Annotated in this window: 17 protein-coding genes; 7 read left to right on the forward strand and 10 right to left on the reverse strand. The window is 72.5% G+C overall.

Annotated features, from left to right (window positions below; genetic code table 11):
• Positions 1-2: 2 nt before the first annotated feature.
• The 3 genes from fabG to AB0B50_RS41420 all read right to left on the reverse strand — a co-directional run bounded on the left by fabG (position 3) and on the right by AB0B50_RS41420 (position 2096).
• A complete protein-coding gene (fabG, locus tag AB0B50_RS41410; RefSeq protein WP_362342186.1) occupies positions 3-764 on the reverse strand; it encodes a 3-oxoacyl-ACP reductase FabG in 762 nt (253 codons plus the stop codon).
• 148 nt (positions 765-912) lie between these two features.
• Positions 913-1296, reverse strand: a complete 384-nt coding sequence (locus tag AB0B50_RS41415) for a DUF3037 domain-containing protein (protein ID WP_362342276.1) — start codon at positions 1294-1296, stop codon at positions 913-915.
• A gap of 11 nt (positions 1297-1307) precedes the next feature.
• On the reverse strand, positions 1308-2096 hold the full coding sequence (locus AB0B50_RS41420; protein WP_362342189.1) for a HipA family kinase: 789 nt from the start codon (positions 2094-2096) through the stop codon (positions 1308-1310).
• 79 nt (positions 2097-2175) lie between these two features.
• Between AB0B50_RS41420 and AB0B50_RS41425 the strand changes: the two genes are divergently transcribed.
• Positions 2176-4314 (forward strand): prolyl oligopeptidase family serine peptidase, encoded by a 2139-nt coding sequence (locus tag AB0B50_RS41425; RefSeq protein WP_362342192.1) that lies wholly within the window; start codon positions 2176-2178, stop codon positions 4312-4314.
• A 32-nt stretch (positions 4315-4346) separates the two neighbouring features.
• Positions 4347-4823: a Rieske (2Fe-2S) protein gene (locus tag AB0B50_RS41430; protein ID WP_362342195.1), complete on the forward strand. Its 477-nt coding sequence runs from the start codon at positions 4347-4349 to the stop codon at positions 4821-4823.
• Here AB0B50_RS41430 and AB0B50_RS41435 read toward each other — a convergent pair.
• Complete coding sequence (locus AB0B50_RS41435) at positions 4820-5464, reverse strand: cysteine hydrolase (RefSeq protein WP_362342197.1); 645 nt, start codon at positions 5462-5464, stop codon at positions 4820-4822. The two genes, AB0B50_RS41430 and AB0B50_RS41435, sit on opposite strands and share 4 nt — an antisense overlap.
• A 181-nt stretch (positions 5465-5645) precedes the next feature.
• On the opposite strand from AB0B50_RS41435, the gene AB0B50_RS41440 reads away from it, so the two are divergent.
• On the forward strand, positions 5646-6113 hold the full coding sequence (locus tag AB0B50_RS41440; protein ID WP_362342200.1) for a pyridoxamine 5'-phosphate oxidase family protein: 468 nt from the start codon (positions 5646-5648) through the stop codon (positions 6111-6113).
• 196 nt (positions 6114-6309) lie between these two features.
• Here AB0B50_RS41440 and AB0B50_RS41445 read toward each other — a convergent pair whose 3' ends face one another.
• Entirely contained in the window at positions 6310-7212 is a 903-nt protein-coding gene (locus AB0B50_RS41445) for a LysR family transcriptional regulator (protein ID WP_362342203.1), read from the reverse strand.
• Between the two features lie 95 nt (positions 7213-7307).
• Between AB0B50_RS41445 and AB0B50_RS41450 the strand changes: the two genes are divergently transcribed.
• Complete coding sequence (locus AB0B50_RS41450; RefSeq protein WP_362342205.1) at positions 7308-8309, forward strand: DMT family transporter; 1002 nt, start codon at positions 7308-7310, stop codon at positions 8307-8309.
• A 33-nt stretch (positions 8310-8342) separates the two neighbouring features.
• Here AB0B50_RS41450 and AB0B50_RS41455 read toward each other — a convergent pair whose 3' ends face one another.
• Complete coding sequence (locus AB0B50_RS41455; RefSeq protein ID WP_362342208.1) at positions 8343-9674, reverse strand: aminotransferase class I/II-fold pyridoxal phosphate-dependent enzyme; 1332 nt, start codon at positions 9672-9674, stop codon at positions 8343-8345.
• 110 nt (positions 9675-9784) lie between these two features.
• Here AB0B50_RS41455 and AB0B50_RS41460 point away from each other — a divergent pair, with 110 nt between their 5' ends.
• Both AB0B50_RS41460 and AB0B50_RS41465 read left to right on the forward strand, forming a co-directional pair.
• Positions 9785-10513, forward strand: coding sequence for a pyridoxamine 5'-phosphate oxidase family protein (locus AB0B50_RS41460; RefSeq protein WP_362342211.1), 729 nt, complete (start codon positions 9785-9787; stop codon positions 10511-10513).
• Positions 10513-11154: an FMN-binding negative transcriptional regulator gene (locus AB0B50_RS41465; protein WP_362342214.1), complete on the forward strand. Its 642-nt coding sequence runs from the start codon at positions 10513-10515 to the stop codon at positions 11152-11154. The genes AB0B50_RS41460 and AB0B50_RS41465 overlap by 1 nt, the downstream gene beginning before the upstream one ends.
• Before the next feature lie 125 nt (positions 11155-11279).
• Here AB0B50_RS41465 and AB0B50_RS41470 read toward each other — a convergent pair whose 3' ends face one another.
• From AB0B50_RS41470 to AB0B50_RS41480, 3 genes are all read right to left on the reverse strand, one after another.
• Positions 11280-12221, reverse strand: coding sequence for an EamA family transporter (locus AB0B50_RS41470; RefSeq protein ID WP_362342216.1), 942 nt, complete (start codon positions 12219-12221; stop codon positions 11280-11282).
• Positions 12222-12491: 270 nt separating this feature from the next.
• A complete protein-coding gene (locus AB0B50_RS41475; protein WP_362342279.1) occupies positions 12492-13514 on the reverse strand; it encodes an EamA family transporter in 1023 nt (340 codons plus the stop codon).
• A 108-nt stretch (positions 13515-13622) separates the two neighbouring features.
• A complete protein-coding gene (locus AB0B50_RS41480) occupies positions 13623-14204 on the reverse strand; it encodes a Clp protease N-terminal domain-containing protein (RefSeq protein ID WP_362342218.1) in 582 nt (193 codons plus the stop codon).
• A gap of 189 nt (positions 14205-14393) precedes the next feature.
• On the opposite strand from AB0B50_RS41480, the gene AB0B50_RS41485 reads away from it, so the two are divergent.
• The gene (locus tag AB0B50_RS41485; protein ID WP_362342221.1) at positions 14394-14582 is read left to right on the forward strand and encodes a hypothetical protein; all 189 of its coding nucleotides are present in this window, start codon (positions 14394-14396) and stop codon (positions 14580-14582) included.
• Between the two features lie 82 nt (positions 14583-14664).
• Here AB0B50_RS41485 and AB0B50_RS41490 read toward each other — a convergent pair whose 3' ends face one another.
• Positions 14665-15507 (reverse strand): putative protein N(5)-glutamine methyltransferase, encoded by an 843-nt coding sequence (locus AB0B50_RS41490; RefSeq protein ID WP_362342224.1) that lies wholly within the window; start codon positions 15505-15507, stop codon positions 14665-14667.
• Between the last annotated feature and the right edge of the window lie 70 nt (positions 15508-15577).

Genomic DNA, 15577 nt, shown 5'->3' on the forward strand with positions numbered 1-15577 from the left:
GGTCAGTTGAGCGGGCCGCCGGCGACGTACATGACCTGGCCGGAGACGAAGCCCGCGGCGTCGCCCGTGAAGAAGGCGATGGCGTTGGCGATGTCCTCGGGGCGGCCCACGCGCTGCACCGGGATCTGCGTGGCGGCCGCGGCCTGGAACTCCTCGAAGCCCATGCCGACGCGGTCCGCGGTGGCCTTGGTCATCTCGGTGACGATGAAGCCGGGGGCGACGGAGTTGGCGGTGACGCCGAACTTGCCGAGCTCCTTGGCGAGGGTCTTGGTGAAGCCCTGCAGGCCGGCCTTGGCGGCGGCGTAGTTGACCTGGCCGCGGTTGCCGAGGGCGGAGGACGAGGAGAGGTTGACGATGCGGCCGAAGCCCGCGTCGACCATGTGCGCCTGGCAGGCCTTCGACATCAGGAAGGCGCCGCGCAGGTGCACGTTCATGACCGTGTCCCAGTCGCTCGCGCTCATCTTGAAGAGGAGGTTGTCGCGGAGCACACCGGCGTTGTTGACGAGGATGGTCGGCGCGCCGAGCTCCTGGGCGATGCGGGCGACGGCGGCCTCGACCTGGGCCTCGTCGGACACGTCGCAGCCGACGGCGATCGCCTTGCCACCGGCCGCGGCGATCTGCGCGACGGTGTCCTTACAGGCGGCCTCGTCGAGGTCGAGGACGGCCACGGCGCGGCCCTCGGCGGCGAGCCGTACGGCGGTGGCCGCGCCGATGCCTCGCGCTGCTCCGGTCACGACAGCGACGCGCTGCTCAGTGGTGGACATGCTGGTTCTCCTCGCCCTTGGATACGGCTCATGGGGTGCGGTCCACGGTACGCCCCGATGGTGAGCGACCGCTTAGTACCTTCAGCTGGACGAGACGCTAGAAGCCCTGGCACCGGGTGTCAACGGCACACAGGAGGGCTGTGCTTCTTTACCTCACCAGCAGGTCGAGGAGACGGTCGACCTCGGCCGCGGGATCCGCCGTCAGGCCCGTGTGCACCGGCCCCGGCTGCACCACCGTGGAGCGCGGCGCGATGAGCCAGCGAAAGCGCCGCCCCGCGTCGTCGCCCTCGGCCTGGCCCGCGGCCGCTCCGCCCTCGCAGATCCGCTCGACGGCGCCGAGCGCGGCCTCGATGCCGCGCACGTCGGCGGCCGGGTCGAGGGCGAGGAGCTTGCCCTCGTCGAGGTGGGTGCGGGCGGCCACGAAGGACTTGGCGCGGCAGTAGACCACCACGCCCGCGTTGAACTGCTCGCCCCGCTCCACGCGCGGCACGACGCGCACCAGTGCGTACTCGAAGACGTCCCGTACGGGCACGGACTGCTCGCTCACTTGGTGGCACCCTTCGGCTCGGTCCCCGGCAGGGTGATCCGCTCGTGGATGGTCTTGGCACGCGGCAGCAGCGCCGCCACGTACGCGCGGCGCACCTCGTCCGCGTCGGCGAAGCCCGGCTCGTCGGCCAGCCACGCGTCGGGCACCTCGGCCACGACCTCGGTGAGCAGGTCCTCGGTGACGAGCGGGGCGAGCTCGGCGGCGGCCGCCGCCACGTCGGGGCCGTAGGGGGCGAGGACGTGGTCCGAGGCGTCGTACGGCTTGGCGGACGCGGTCCGAGCGGTGCGCCAGTTGTGGTGCCAGATCATGCTGGCGCCGTGGTCGATGAGCCACAGGTCGCCCCGCCACAGGAGCAGGTTGGGGTTGCGCCAGGAGCGGTCCACGTTGTTGATCAGCGCGTCGAACCAGACGACGCGTCCCGCCTCCGCCGGGTCCACCTCGTGGGCCAGCGGGTCGAAGCCGAGGGCGCCCGACAGGAAGTCCATGCCGAGGTTGAGTCCGCCGCTCGCCTTGAGCAGCTGCTGCACGCGCTCGTCGGGCTCGCCGAGGCCGAGGACCGGGTCGAGCGCGATCTGTACGAGCCGCGGCATCCGCAGACCGAGTCTGCGCGCCAGCTCACCGCAGACCACCTCGGCGACGAGTGTCTTGCGGCCCTGTCCCGCGCCGGTGAACTTGATGACGTACGTCGCGTACGTGCCGTGGTCGTCGACCTCGACGACCCCGGGCAGCGAGCCGCCCTCCCGCAGGGGCGTGACGTAGCGGACCGCGGTGACTTCGCTGAGCATGGCCCCAGATTACTGCCGGTCCCGCGCTGTTCGATCACGCTCTGTTCGAGCGCTCGCCCGCCTGCCTACAGTGCCCGGCATGGACTCCCTTGATCTTCCTGGTCAGTTCGCGCGCACGCGCCGCTTCTCCCTGGGCGTGCCGCGCGGTTTCGCGGTCTCCGCCGACGGCGAGCGGGTGCTGTTCGTCCGCTCCACCGCGGGCGACGACCCCGTCAGCAGGCTGTGGTTGTTCGAGGACGGGGCCGAGCGCATGCTCGCCGATCCGCTCGGCCTCGGCGAGACGGGTCCGCTGCCGGAGGCCGAACGCGTCCGCAGGGAACGCGCGCGAGAGGCGTCACATGGAGTCGTGGCCTTCGCGACCGACCACCACGCGCGCGTGGTGGTCTTCTCCCTGGGCGGCGCGCTGTGGGTGGTGGACACGGGCGGCGGTGCACCGCGCCGGATCGCCACGGCCGGCCCCGTGGTCGACCCGCGCCCTTCGCCCGACGGGACTCACATCGCGTACGCCACTGGCGGCGCCCTGCGCGTCATCGGCACCGACGGCACGGGCGACCGGGCGCTCGCCGAGCCCGAGGACGACGACGTCACGTACGGGCTCGCCGATCACGCGGCCGCCGAGTCCATGGGCCGGCAGCGGGGGTTCTGGTGGTCTCCGCAGAGCGATGCGCTGATCGTCGCGCGCGTGAACGCCTCGCGGGTGCAGCGGTGGTGGATCTCCGACCCCGCGCGGCCCGATCTGCCGCCGCGCGCGGTGCGCTATCCGGCGGCGGGCACCGCCAATGCCGAGACGTCGCTGCACGTCCTGGGCATGGACGGGAAGCGGGTCGCGGTGCGCACCCCGGAGCACGTGTCCGAGTACCACTTCTTTGGAGAGTGGACGGACGGCACCTTCGAGTACGTCCCCACGGTGTGCTGGGACGCCCATGGCCCCCTGATCACGCTCCAGACCCGCGACCAGCGCTCGATGTACATCATGGAGGTGGACCCGAAGTCCGGCGAGACGCGGATGGTCTCGCACCGACGGGACACCGCCTGGCTGGAGTTGATGCCGGGAACGCCCCTGCGCCTGGCGAGCGGTCGGCTCGTGCGGCCCTGGAACGTGCTCGGCGGCACGCGCGGTCTACGGGTCGGCAACACCGGGACGCCTCGCGGCCTGCAGGTGCGGGAGGTCCTGGGCTCGGTCGGCGAGCGGGTGTGGTTCACCGCGTCGCCCGAGGACCCCACCCAGGTCCACGTCTGGTCGTTCGACCACCAGGACGACGAGCCCGTCCCCGAACTACGCAACGGCACCCCGCGACGGATCAGCGAGGGGCCGGGCGTGCACACCGCGGCCGTGGGCGGCGACACGGTGGTCCTCGACAGCAGGACACCCGAGGGGCAGACGGTGACCGTGCTGCGCGGCGGCGAACCCGCCGGGCGGATCGCGGTGTTCGCCGAGGAGCCGGTGGTGACGCCAAGGCCCCGCCGTCTCACCCTCGGCCGCCGGGAGTTGCGCGGCACGCTGTATCTGCCGTCCTGGCACGAGCCGGGCTCCGGAAAGCTGCCGGTACTGCTCTGTCCCTATGCGGGTCCAGGACTCCAACTCGTGGTCCACGCGCGCGCGTGGTGGACGGTCGTGGCGCAGTGGTTCGCCGAGCAGGGGTTCGCGGTGCTGATCACGGACGGGCGCGGCACCCCCGGGCGCGGCGAGGACTGGGAGAAGGCAGTGCACGGCGACCAGTTGACGCCGGTGATCGACGACCAGGTGGACGCGCTGCACGCCGCGGCCGAGCGGTTCCCCGACCTGGATTTGAAGCGCGTGGGCATCCGCGGCTGGTCCTTCGGGGGCTTTCTCGCGGCGGGCGCGGTGCTGCACCGTCCGGACGTCTTCCACGCCGCGGTGGCGGGCGCCGCACCCACGGACCTGCGGCTGTACGACACGCACTGGAAGGAGCGCTATCTGGGCCATCCCGACGCCCAGCCCGAGCAGTACGAGCGCAACTCGCTGGTCGCGCACGCGCATCTCCTGGAGCGGCCGCTGATGCTGGTGCACGGGCTCGCGGACGACAACGTCCTGCCCGTCCACATGCTGCGGTTCTCCGCGGCGCTGCTGGCGGCGGGTCGCCCGCACACCGTGCTGCCGCTGCCCGGCGCGAGCCATCTGGTCGCCCAGGAGGAGGTGGCGGCGAACCTGCTGCGGCTCGAACTCGACTTTCTGAGGAAATCCTTGAGCGTTTGAACACGGCGCGCCTCGGCTCCGTACCTCTGGACATGACGACTTCTGAAGAGACCGTCTCCGCCGACGAGACCGTCTCCGCGCCCTGCCGCCGTACCGTCGTGGCCACGATCGGTGCCGCGGGCCTCGCCGCCGCCCTCACCGCCTGCGGCGGCGGTGGCGACGACAAGGACACCTCCGAACCCGCGGGCGCGCAGTCGCCCGGCGACGGCGGCGGTGCGGGCGGGACCGTGCTGGCCAAGACGTCGGACGTCCCCGTGGGCGGCGGCAAGATCTTCAAGGATCAGGAGGTGGTGGTCACCCAGCCCACCGAGGGCGAGTTCAAGGCGTTCTCCAACCGCTGCACCCACAAGCAGTGCCCGGTGACGAGCGTCGAGGGCGGCACGGTCAACTGCCCCTGCCACGGCAGCAAGTTCGACATCGCCGACGGCAGCGTGCGCGGCGGCCCCGCGCCGCAGCCACTGCCCGCGGCCGACATCACCGTGACGGGCGGCTCGATCAAGCTGACCTAATCCGCGCGGCCCGCCCGCTTCCAGGCGCCGAGCACGTCCTGGGTCGTGGTGACGGTGGCGACGAGCGCGAGGGTGTTGCGGACCATGGCGGGTGTGTAGTCGGCGGGCACTCCCGCGATGGCGTCGGCGGGCACGCAGGCGGTGTAGCCGAGGTTCACGGCGTCGAACACCGCGTTCGGTATCGCGACGTTGGCCGAGACGCCCGTGACCAGCAGCGTGCGGCAGCCCAGGTTGCGCAGCAGAGGGTCGACATCGGTGCCCGCGAGGGGCGAGAGGCCGTGCAGACGGCGTACGACGAAGTCCTCCTCGGCCACCTCGATCGGCGGCGCGATCCGTACGGCGGTGGTGCCCGAGAGCTGCTGCACGGGCAGGCGGGCGGCGGCGCGGAAGAGGCGTGCGTTGTGGTTGGCCCCGCGCCCGTCGGGCCGCCGCTCGGCGACGGCGTGCAGCACCTGGACGCCACTCCCGTGGGCCGCGGACACCAGCCGCGCGACATTGGCGAGGGCTCCCGACGCCCTTGCCTCCTGGGCGAGTTCGGGCAGCGCGCTCTCGGTGCCCACGACGCCCTGTTGGCACTCGACGGTGAGCAGGACGGTGGTGGTGGGGTCGAGGAGTTCCCTGAGCTGTTCGTACGACGGCATGGCTCCCCCTGTCGCGGACGTCCGGGACGGTCGGTGCTCCGGGACGGTCGGCGCCCGGAATTCGCGCGAGGCTAACGACCATTGCGCCACGAAGGAAGACCCCCCATCCTTCTCCTGACGCACAGTCAGACAGTCGGGCCGGCGCAGCCGGACACGGGGATGCCACTCGGGAGGACCACACATGGCCGTCACTCAACGCCGGGGCCGCAGGATCATGATGACGCCGGAAGAGCTCGACGCGTTCCTCGCCACGGAGCGCACCTGCCGGGTGGCGACCGTGTCCCCCGACGGCGCCCCGCACGTCAGCACGCTCTGGTTCGCCTGGGACGGCACCTCGCTGTGGCTGTACTCGATCACCCGCAGCAAGCGCTGGGCCGACCTGCGCAAGGACGGCAGGATCGCGGTGGTGGTGGACGCCGGTGAGGAGTACGGCGAGCTGCGCGGCGTCGAGCTGTCAGGCACCGTGGAGTTCGTCGGCGAGGCACCGCGCACGGGCGAGATGTGCCCCGAACTCGACGCCCCTGAGCGGCTGTTCGCCCGCAAGAACTTCGGCCTGCCCGAGATGCCGCACGACGGCCGCCACGCCTGGGCCCGCCTGACACCGGACGCGGTGGCGTCCTGGGACTTCCGCAAACTGGCGACGGCGTGACGGCTTCCCTGCGCGACGCCTGACGAAGCCGTGCGTGGCCGGCCTTCGGGGGGCAGACCCCCGAAGCCGTGCGTGGCCGGCTTTCGGGGGGGGCGCCCGCCCGCCGCCTGCCCGAAACGCGCCTCCGAGGAAGCAGGCCCTGAATCACTGCGGAGGCAGGCCCTGCCCCCTGCCCCCTGAGTCCGACCGCCGCCGACTACCGAAGCCCCGCCCCCGCCGCCTGCAGCGCTTCCACGGCCGCCCGGATCGACGGGCGGCGATCCGCGTCCGCTCGCCACACCACGTACACATGGCGCCGCACCCGATGCCGCACCGGCACCGTACGCACCCCCGGGGGCATCGGGTCGCGGCCCAACTGCGGTGCCACGCACACCCCGAGACCGGCGGCGACGAGAGCGAGCTGGGTGTGGTGTTCCTCGGCGCGGTGCGCGATGCGCGGCTCGATGCCCTTGCCGCGGAGCGTGAACATCAGCCACTCATGGCAGAACTCGCCCTCGGCCCAGGCGATCCACTCGTCCTCCGCGAACTCCTCCAGGTCCACCTCGGCACGGTCGGCGAGGGGGTGCGCCGCGGGCATCGCGACATCGGCGGGGTCGTCGAGGAGCGGGGCCTTGGCCAGGCCTTCCGGGATCGGCAGCGGCTTGTTGTACCAGTCGAGGACCACCGCCAAGTCGATGTCGCCGCGCACCACGGCCGCCACCGCCGGCGTCGGCTCCAGCTCCTGGCAGCCGACCCGCAGCCCGGGGTGGTCGGCGCGCAGCGCGGACAGCGTGGCGGGCATCAGGCCGCGCATGGCCGTGGGGAACGCCGAGATCCGCAGCTCCCCGACCGCCTTGCCGCGCTGCTCCTCCAGGTCGGCCTGGGCGAGCTCGACCTGCGAGAGGATCCGCGCGGCGTGCTCGGCGAGCAGGCGCCCCGCGTCGGTCAGGCGCACGCCGCGGCCGTTCTTGGCGAGGAGTTGCTGGCCCACCTCGCGCTCCAGCTTCGTCATCTGCTGCGAGACCGCCGACGTCGTGACGTGCAGCCCCGCGGCGGCACCGCTGACCGAGCCGTGCCGGGCGAGGGCGTCGAGCGTGCGCAGGCGCTCCAGGTTCAGCATCGGCTCTCCAGGTTCGACATGTAAGCGATGCTACGCGATACCGGGCACGAAATCTCGCTTGTGCTAAGAGATCGCAAGGCCTCATCGTGAGACGCATGAGCACCCTCACCCCGCCGTCCCGCACCACGCCCCCCGCCCCCGCGACCGCGACCGCCGCGACCACAGCCACCCCCACCGCCGCCACCGCCGCGCCCAAGCGCCCCACCCTCGACTGGCGCATCCGCTTCGGCATCCTCTCCGCGATCTGGGGCTTCAGCTTCCTGCTGATCAAGGTGGGCACGGAGGGGTACGCTCCCTTCCAAGTCACCCTGGGCAGGCTGGTGTTCGGCACGGCCGTGATCGCCGCCGTGCTGGTGGTGAAGCGTGAGCGCCTCCCCCGCGGGACGCGGACCTGGCTGCACCTGACGGTGGCGGCCTTCCTGCTCAACGCCCTGCCGTTCTCGCTCTTCGCGTACGCGGAGCTGACGATCCCGTCCACGCTCGCCGGAATCTGCAACGCGACGTCACCGCTGTGGGGCATGGCCCTGTCGCTCGTCGCGCTCTCCGAGGACCGGCCGACCCGGCGCCGCGTCGCGGGCCTGGGCATCGGCTTCTTCGGGGTGCTCACGGTGCTCGGCGCCTGGCAGGGCTTCAGCGGACTCGATCTCCGAGGCACCGCGATGGCCCTGCTCGCCTCGCTGAGCTACCCGATCGGCTGGATCTACGTACGCCGCACCCTGGCCGGTTCCGGTCACTCGAACCTCTCCCTGTCCGGCGCCCAGCTGCTCGTCGCGACCCTGGAACTGGCCGTCGTGACACCGCTGTTCACCTCGCTGCCGACGCACTTCCCCGTCGTCCCGCTGCTGGCGGTCGTGGCGCTCGGCGCCCTCGGCACGGGCCTGGCGTTCCTGTTGCAGTACGCCCTGGTCGCCGAGGTCGGCCCGACCACCGCACAGATGGTCACGTACTTCATTCCGGTCATCGCGACCGCGGCGGGCGTCGCGCTGCTCGGCGAATCCCTGAGCTGGTCGACGCCGGTCGGCGCGGTGATCGTCCTGGCGGGCGCGGCACTCACCCAGTCCCGGCCGCGCCCATCGACGGCCCCAGCGGGCAAGTGACCCCGCGGGGCGCCCGGACCCGGCCCCATCCCGTCAGTCGTACCGCCGCGCCGGCGCGGGCCCGATCGCCGAGGCCACGGCGTCCGCCACCGCCACGATCTCCTCGTCGGCGAGCGCGGCCACGGTGATCCGCACCGCGGGAGGCGCGCTCATCCGGAACCGCGCCCCCGGAGCGACGGCCCACCCGGCGTGCAACAGCCGCGCGACCGCTCCGGTCTCGTCGGACACCGGCACCCATACGTTCATGCCGCTGCGCCCGAACGAGGGCACGCCCCGCTCGGCCAGCGCCGCGATCAGCGCGTCCCGCCGTCGCCCGTAGGAAGCGGCGACCACGCGCGCGTCGACCGCGCCACCGGCCCAGAGCCGCACCACGGCACGCTGCACGAGCCGGCTCACCCAGCCGGGCCCGAGCCGCTGGCGCCCCAGCAGCCGGTCGACGGTGACCGGGTCCCCGGTGAGCACGGCGAGCCGCAGGTCGGGGCCGTACGCCTTGGCGGTCGAGCGGACCAGGGCCCAGCTGCGCGTCACCCCGGCCAGCGGGTGCAGCGGCAGGTCGACGATGCCGTGGCCGTGGTCGTCCTCGATGAGCAGCACATCCATGTGCGCGGCGAACACCTTCCGCAGGGCACGCGCGCGTGAAGCGGTGACGGCGGCACCCCAGGGATTCTGCGCACGGTCCGTCACGACCACCGCGCGGACCCCGCCCGCCAGCGCCCGCTCCACATCGGCCGGCAGCGGCCCCTCGTCGTCCACACCGACCGGCACCACGCGCAGCCCCAGCGCCGGCACGAGATCGAGGAGACTTCCCCAGCCCGGGTCCTCGACGGCCACCGCGTCGCCGGGCTTGAGGTGGACGGCGAGCACCCGCTCGATGGCGTCGAGCGATCCGGAGGTCACGGCGACGGGCCCCGCGGGAATGCCGTCCGCGTCGAAGGCCACGCGCGCGTACCGCTCGAGCTCCGGGTCGACGGAGCTCTCTCCGTAGAGGACGGGTTCCTCGTCGGACTGCTCCGCGGCGGCCGTGAACGCCTCGGTGAGCGCGGGCAGCAGGGCGGGATCGGGGTTCCCCTTGGAGACGTCCCGCACCCCGGGCGGCACATCCGCCCGCATCAGCTCCCGCGCGGTCGTGGCGGGCTTCGGACGTACGCGACTGCCGCGCCGACCCGCCGTCTCGATGACCCCACGCTCGCGCAGCGTGCGATACGCGGCCGCGACCGTATTGGGATTCACACCGAGGCGGGCCGCCAACTCACGCATGGGCGGCAGCAGTTGCCCCGGCTCGAGGCCACCGTCACCCACGGCTCGCTCCACGCTCGCCGCAATCTCCGCTGCGCGCCGACCTTCGATCGGATACTCTCCTAGCACAAAACAGATTATGCACTAGTGCAATAGCGACAGCAAGCGGCACGCAGACCAGTCCAGCACAGATCAATTCAGCACAGATCGATTCAGTTCAGTCAGTACAAGGAGAGGCCATGCAGACGACGCCGACCACCACCGACACCACTACGCCGGACAGCGCCGCCTACGCACCGACCGACCGCACCGTCCCCACCCGCTCGCGGGAACGCGCCGCGTACGACCACGAGACGGTGCACGCGATACTCGACGAGGCGTACGTCTGCCACCTCGGCTTCGTGCGCGACGGCGCCCCCGTCGTGCTGCCGACGCTCTATGGACGGGTGGGCAACCGCCTCTACGTCCACGGCTCGACGGGCTCCCGGCCGCTGCGCATGGCGGGCGCCGCCCAGGGCCAGGAATCGACCCAGGGCCAGGAGGAGGACCCAGGCCTGCAGGTGTGCCTGACCGTCACCCACGTCGACGGCCTCGTCCTGGCCCGCTCGGCCTTCCACCACTCGATCAACTACCGCTCCGTGGTGATCCACGGCACCGCCCACCAGGTCACGGACCCGGAAGAGAAGCGCACCGCACTGGACGCCCTGGTCGACCACGTCGTGCCGGGCCGCTCCGCCGACTCCCGTCCCGCCAACGCCAAGGAGCTCGCGGCGACCGCCGTGATCCGCCTCGACCTGACCGAGGTGTCGGCGAAGGCCCGTACCGGCGGCCCGAACGACGAACCCGAGGACATGGACCTCCCGCACTGGGCGGGCGTGGTCCCGCTCCGCAAGGGCCACGACCCCCTCATCCCCTCCGCCGACCTGGCGCCCGGCACCGAAGTCCCCGACTACCTGGTCGAGTTGTGATGCTGATCCACCCCTGGGACGCGCCCCGCAGTGAGGCCGAGTGGCAACAGTGGCTGGCCGCGCACGACTTCGGCCAGCTCGCGGTCAACGGCCTACCGGGCGAGCCGCCGCACGTCCAGCCCCTCCACTTCACGTACGAGGCGGAGCACGGACCGCACGGCCGGGTCCTCGCCCATCTAGCGCGCCCCAACCCTCTGTGGCGCGCCCTGGAGAGCGACCCCGACGTGCTGCTGAGCGTCGTCGACGACTACGTGTACGTGCCGGGCCCCTGGCAGGCAGCTTCGGACACCCCCTCGGAGCACGGCGTGCCGACCAGCTTCTACGCCGCAGTCCAGCTCCGCTGCACCGCCCGCGTCGTCGACGACCCCGACGAGAAGGCCGACCTCCTGAACCGCCAGGTCGACCACTTCCAGCCGGAAGGGGGGTCCGCACGGGCGGCCGTGGGCGAGGCCCCCTACGGCCGCATGCTCTCCGGCATCCGCGCGCTGTGCCTCGAAGTCACCGACGTACGAGCGAAGTTCAAGTACGCGAGTCACAAGCCGGAAGCGGTGCAGGACCGCATCGCCACGGGCCTCGCCGAGCGGGGCGGGCCCCGGGACGCATCGGCCCGCACCCACCAACTGCGCCGCCGCGAGGCCTGATCCACGGGGCGCAACACAACTCCGGACCACGGGCGCACGGCACGACTCCGAGCCACAGACGCACACCACGGCTCCGAGCCACGGGTGCGCAGCACGAAAACGCCGCGCACCCGCCCCAACTCCCCCTACGACACGGCCACTTCCCGCCGCGCCGCCACCACACCACGCGCCTCCGCGACCGCAAGACCTGTCACGGCGGCCAGCATCAGCACGGTGCCCACCACGGTCGCCGCCGTCAGCTCCTCGCCCAGCAGCACGACCGCGATGACGGCGGCGCCCACCGGCTCGAGCAGCGTGATCACGGAGACGGTCGCGGACCGCACGACGGCCGCCCCCGCAAAGTACAGCGCGTACGCGAGCGCCGTCGGCACGGCGGCGATGTACAGCAGACAGGCACCCACACGCACGGGGTCGGCGGCGTGCGGCATCAGGCCCTCCACCGCCGCGAGCGGCAACAGGCAGAGCGAGACGACGGCGAACGACCAGATCGTGGTGTCGGGCGCGTCGGCCCCTCCGTCCCGCCCCCACCAGCGCGTGACCAGCGTCATCACGGCGTACGCGGCCGCCGACGCGAGCGCCCAGGCGACGCCCGCGGGCGACACGGCAGCCTCGCCGCCGCCGTCGCCGAGGACGAGCACGACCAGACCGGCGAGCGCGCCGAGCACCGCGAAGGCCCCGCCGCGCCCGAGCCGTTCCCCCATGGTCAGGCGCGCGCCGAGCGCGATGAGCACGGGCCCCGACCCCATGGTGACGACGGTGGCGACCGCGAGCCCGGTCTCCTCGACGGCCGCGAAGTAGGCGGTCTGGAACACCGCGAGGGCCACGCCCGTCACCACGATCCGACGGACTCGGCGAGGCCGCGGCGTCGCCCGGCGCGGCCGCACCAGGCGCGCGGCGAGCAGCAGGACGAACCCGCCGGCGCACCGCCAGAAGGAGAGACTGACCGGCCCCATGTCACCGGCCCGGAACACCAGCGCGGCGGCGGCACCGGCGGTGCCCCAGGCGGTCCCGGCGCAGATCAGATAGAACAGGCCCCGCGCGACCGACACAGGTGACTCGGTGGACACACCAGAAACGCCAGAAGCACCGGAAGTACCCGGAGTACTGGAAGTACCAGAAGCACTGGAAGTGCCCGGAGTACCGGAAGTAACAGAAGTACTGGAAGTACCAGAAACATTCGACACGTGAGTTCTCCGCAGAAGAGAAGGATCTCTGACTCCGTCTGCGGGCAGCACCGCTCGGCCCGGCCACCGGCCTGGGCATGATGCGTGGGCGCCCCGCGCTAAGCGGCGGGCGGCGGCGAGAGAACGAGCACGTGCGGAACCATGATCGGCACCCTAGGACCGGCTCCCGCTGCGCGACAACTCCGTTTCGGATCGCGGGATCTCGTCCCGCGCCGCAGGCTCCGCCGGCGCCGACGACTGTGCGATGAACGCTCCCACGAGCACGACGGCGCCACCGACGATCTGCGGCGCCGAGAGGTGCTCGCCGAGGATCACCCAGGCCAGCGCGGTGGCGATGACGGCTTCGAGGCAGGCCACGACACCGGCGACCTGGGGCGAGAGCCTGCGCACGGACAGCACCCCGGTGACGTACGCGACGACGGTCGCGACGAGGACGATCCAGGCGAGCAGGGTCCAGGCGGGAACGGTCGAGCCGTCCAGGTCCGCACCGCCCGCGAGCACCGACCAGTCCATGCCCCACGGCCGCGCGACCACGGTCAGCACGGCGGTGCCGACGAGCAGGCCGTACGCGATGACGCCGAGCGGATCGGGAGCGTCGTCGCCCGCGTCGCTGCCCTGGTCGGACAGGACGAAGTAGCCGACCTGGCAGCAGGCGGCCCCGAGCGCGAGCAGCAGACCCACCGCGTCGAAGCTCAGCCCCGCCCACACCTCGACGACACAGGCGAGGCCGCCGACCGCGAGCACCACGCCGAGCGCGGCCGCCCGCGTCACGGGCCGCCGCTGCACGAAGCGCACCCAGCCGAGGACGAGCGCGGGCGCGAGGTACTCGATGAGGAGCGCGACACCGACGGGGATACGGGAGAGCGCGGCGAAGTAGCAGGCCTGGACGCCCGCGACGGCGAGGAGGCCGAACCCGGCGAGCAGCGCGGGCCTGCTCCGCAGCAGTCCGCGGTGGCGCCAGGCCACGGGCAGCATCACCAGGGCGGCGCCCGCGACCCGCAGCCACACCACGTGCAGGGGGTCGAGTCCCGCTTCGATCAGCGGCTTCGCCGCCACACCGGAGCCACCGAAGGCGACCGCGGACACCAGGGCGAGCCCGAGCCCGACACCCTTGCCGCCGCTCCCCCGCTCCCCCTGAGCCCCCGCGTCGCCCCGGCTCGCCCGGCTCTCCTGAATCCCGTCAGACGCTCGCACCGGCACATCATGGCAGGCAGTGTCATGAGCGTCACCCCGGATGGCGCCTGTCTCAACGGGCGGACGCCGGGCCCCTGACCGGGGCCGTACTCAGTGGCCCGCGCCCTGGCCGCCGATGTACCCGTGGCTCCCGGACGCGTACTGCCCGCACTCCGCCTCCACGCGGTGCAGCAGCGTCGAGACGTCGACCCCGGCCCGCGCGAGGACCTCGACGGCGCGGCAGTCCGGGTCGGCGACGAGCCCCGCGAGCAGATCCATGCCGAGGGCCCGCGGTTCGCCGCGCAGTTCGGCGCGCTCCAGGGCCGCCTCCATCGCGGTGGTGGCGGCGGGCGACCAGCCGGCCTCCTTCACGGACGTCACCACCGGCACGGCGCCGGAGTCCTCGACGGTGCCCTGCCACTGGAGGCCGTAGCCGATGCTGCGCTGCACGAGATAGCCGAGGAGCCGCACCACGTGCGCGCCGCTCTCGAAGACGGCACGGACCTCGGGGTCGCTCTCCAGAAGCGAATGGAGCAGGTGCGCGGTGTCGATCTGCCGGTCCCCGTCCCGCACGGCACGCCGGCGCGCGCCGGCGACCACCGACGCCAGCTCTGCGCTGAGTCGGGAGTCGAGGTCAGCTCGGGTCGGACCGGATTCGGCGCCCGGCGGGGTACGGCTCTGCACATCTCCCACCACATCAACCCCCAGCGGCATATGCATCGGCGGCGGGAAGCATTTCCGCGTCCGACACAGGTTGGGCATCCGCGCGCTGGTTGTCCTCCTTACGGATGAGATCTGACCGAAGTTCCACCGGGGGCGCGCGCCGCCTTGCTCCGCGCCCCGTGCGCAACCGCGACGCATCGCCACACGTCCCTCACAGGCATGGAGAACGGGTGCTGGATGGTCGCCCTGCCGGCGATCGACGGCAGGCAGTACGTGTACCGGGTGTACGCACCCGACGACGCGCTGCCCGCCGACCTGTTCTGGGAGGCCTGGCACTGCCACGACGAGGGCCCGTTCCCGAGGGCGTCGGACCTGTTCGACGCGGCGGTGATACGACGGGTCGGCTGAGCTTCCCCGACGAACGCCCCGGCGAACGCGAGCACCCGGCCCTCCCAGCCGAAACTCCGGTCTTCGCTACCTAGTCGTACGTCTACCCCGCCTCACCGTCGTACACCTGTGGCGGGGTACCGATGACGACCGTCGCGTACATCTCCTCGTCGTCCACCACCCGCGCCACCAGACCGGCCCGCTCGACGGCGGCGACGGCCGCGGGCACCTGACCCTCGCTCGTCTCGAACAGCAGATGACCACCGGGCGCGAGCCACACCGGCGCCTCCTCGGTCACCCGTCGCAGTACGTCGAGCCCGTCCGCACCGCCGTCGAGCGCCACCAGCGCCTCGTGGACGCGGGCCTCGGCAGGCAGCAGGCCGACCTCTTCGGTGGGGACGTAGGGAACGTTGGCGAGCAGGATGTCGACACGCCCCCGGAGCGCGCCGGGCAGCGGTTCGTAGAGGTCGCCCTCGTACACCTCGCCCCCGACGTCGGCGACGTTGCGGCGGGCGCAGCGGACCGCCGCCGGGTCGATGTCGGCGGCGTACAGCTCGACCCGCCCGAGCCCCGCGGCGAGCGCGGCCCCGAGTGCCCCGGATCCGCAGCACAGATCGACGACGACGGCTTCGCCCCCGGCGAGCGCGGCGGCCTGCCCGACGAGGAACTCGGTGCGCCTGCGCGGCACGAAGACCCCCGGGTCGACGGCGATGCGCAGCCCACGGAACTCGGCCCAGCCAAGGACGTGTTCGAGCGGCAGCCCACCGGCACGGCGCTCCACCATGGCGGCCAGCTCGTAGGGGGTGCGCGCGGTGGAGAGGATCAACTCCGCCTCGTCCTCGGCGAAGACACAGCCGGCGGCGCGCAGCGCGGTGACGGCGGAGGAGCGATGTGAAGAGGAGAAAGAGGAGAAAGAGGAGAAACCTGAGAGGGGCGAAACCGACATGCGAAGAAAACCTTCCGGGATCCCGATGGGGCTCCCCCGGCTCACCTATGCCCGGTGAACCGCGCGGTCG

It is taken from the genome of Streptomyces sp. NPDC041068, assembly GCF_040647455.1.
Lineage (GTDB): Bacteria > Actinomycetota > Actinomycetes > Streptomycetales > Streptomycetaceae > Streptomyces.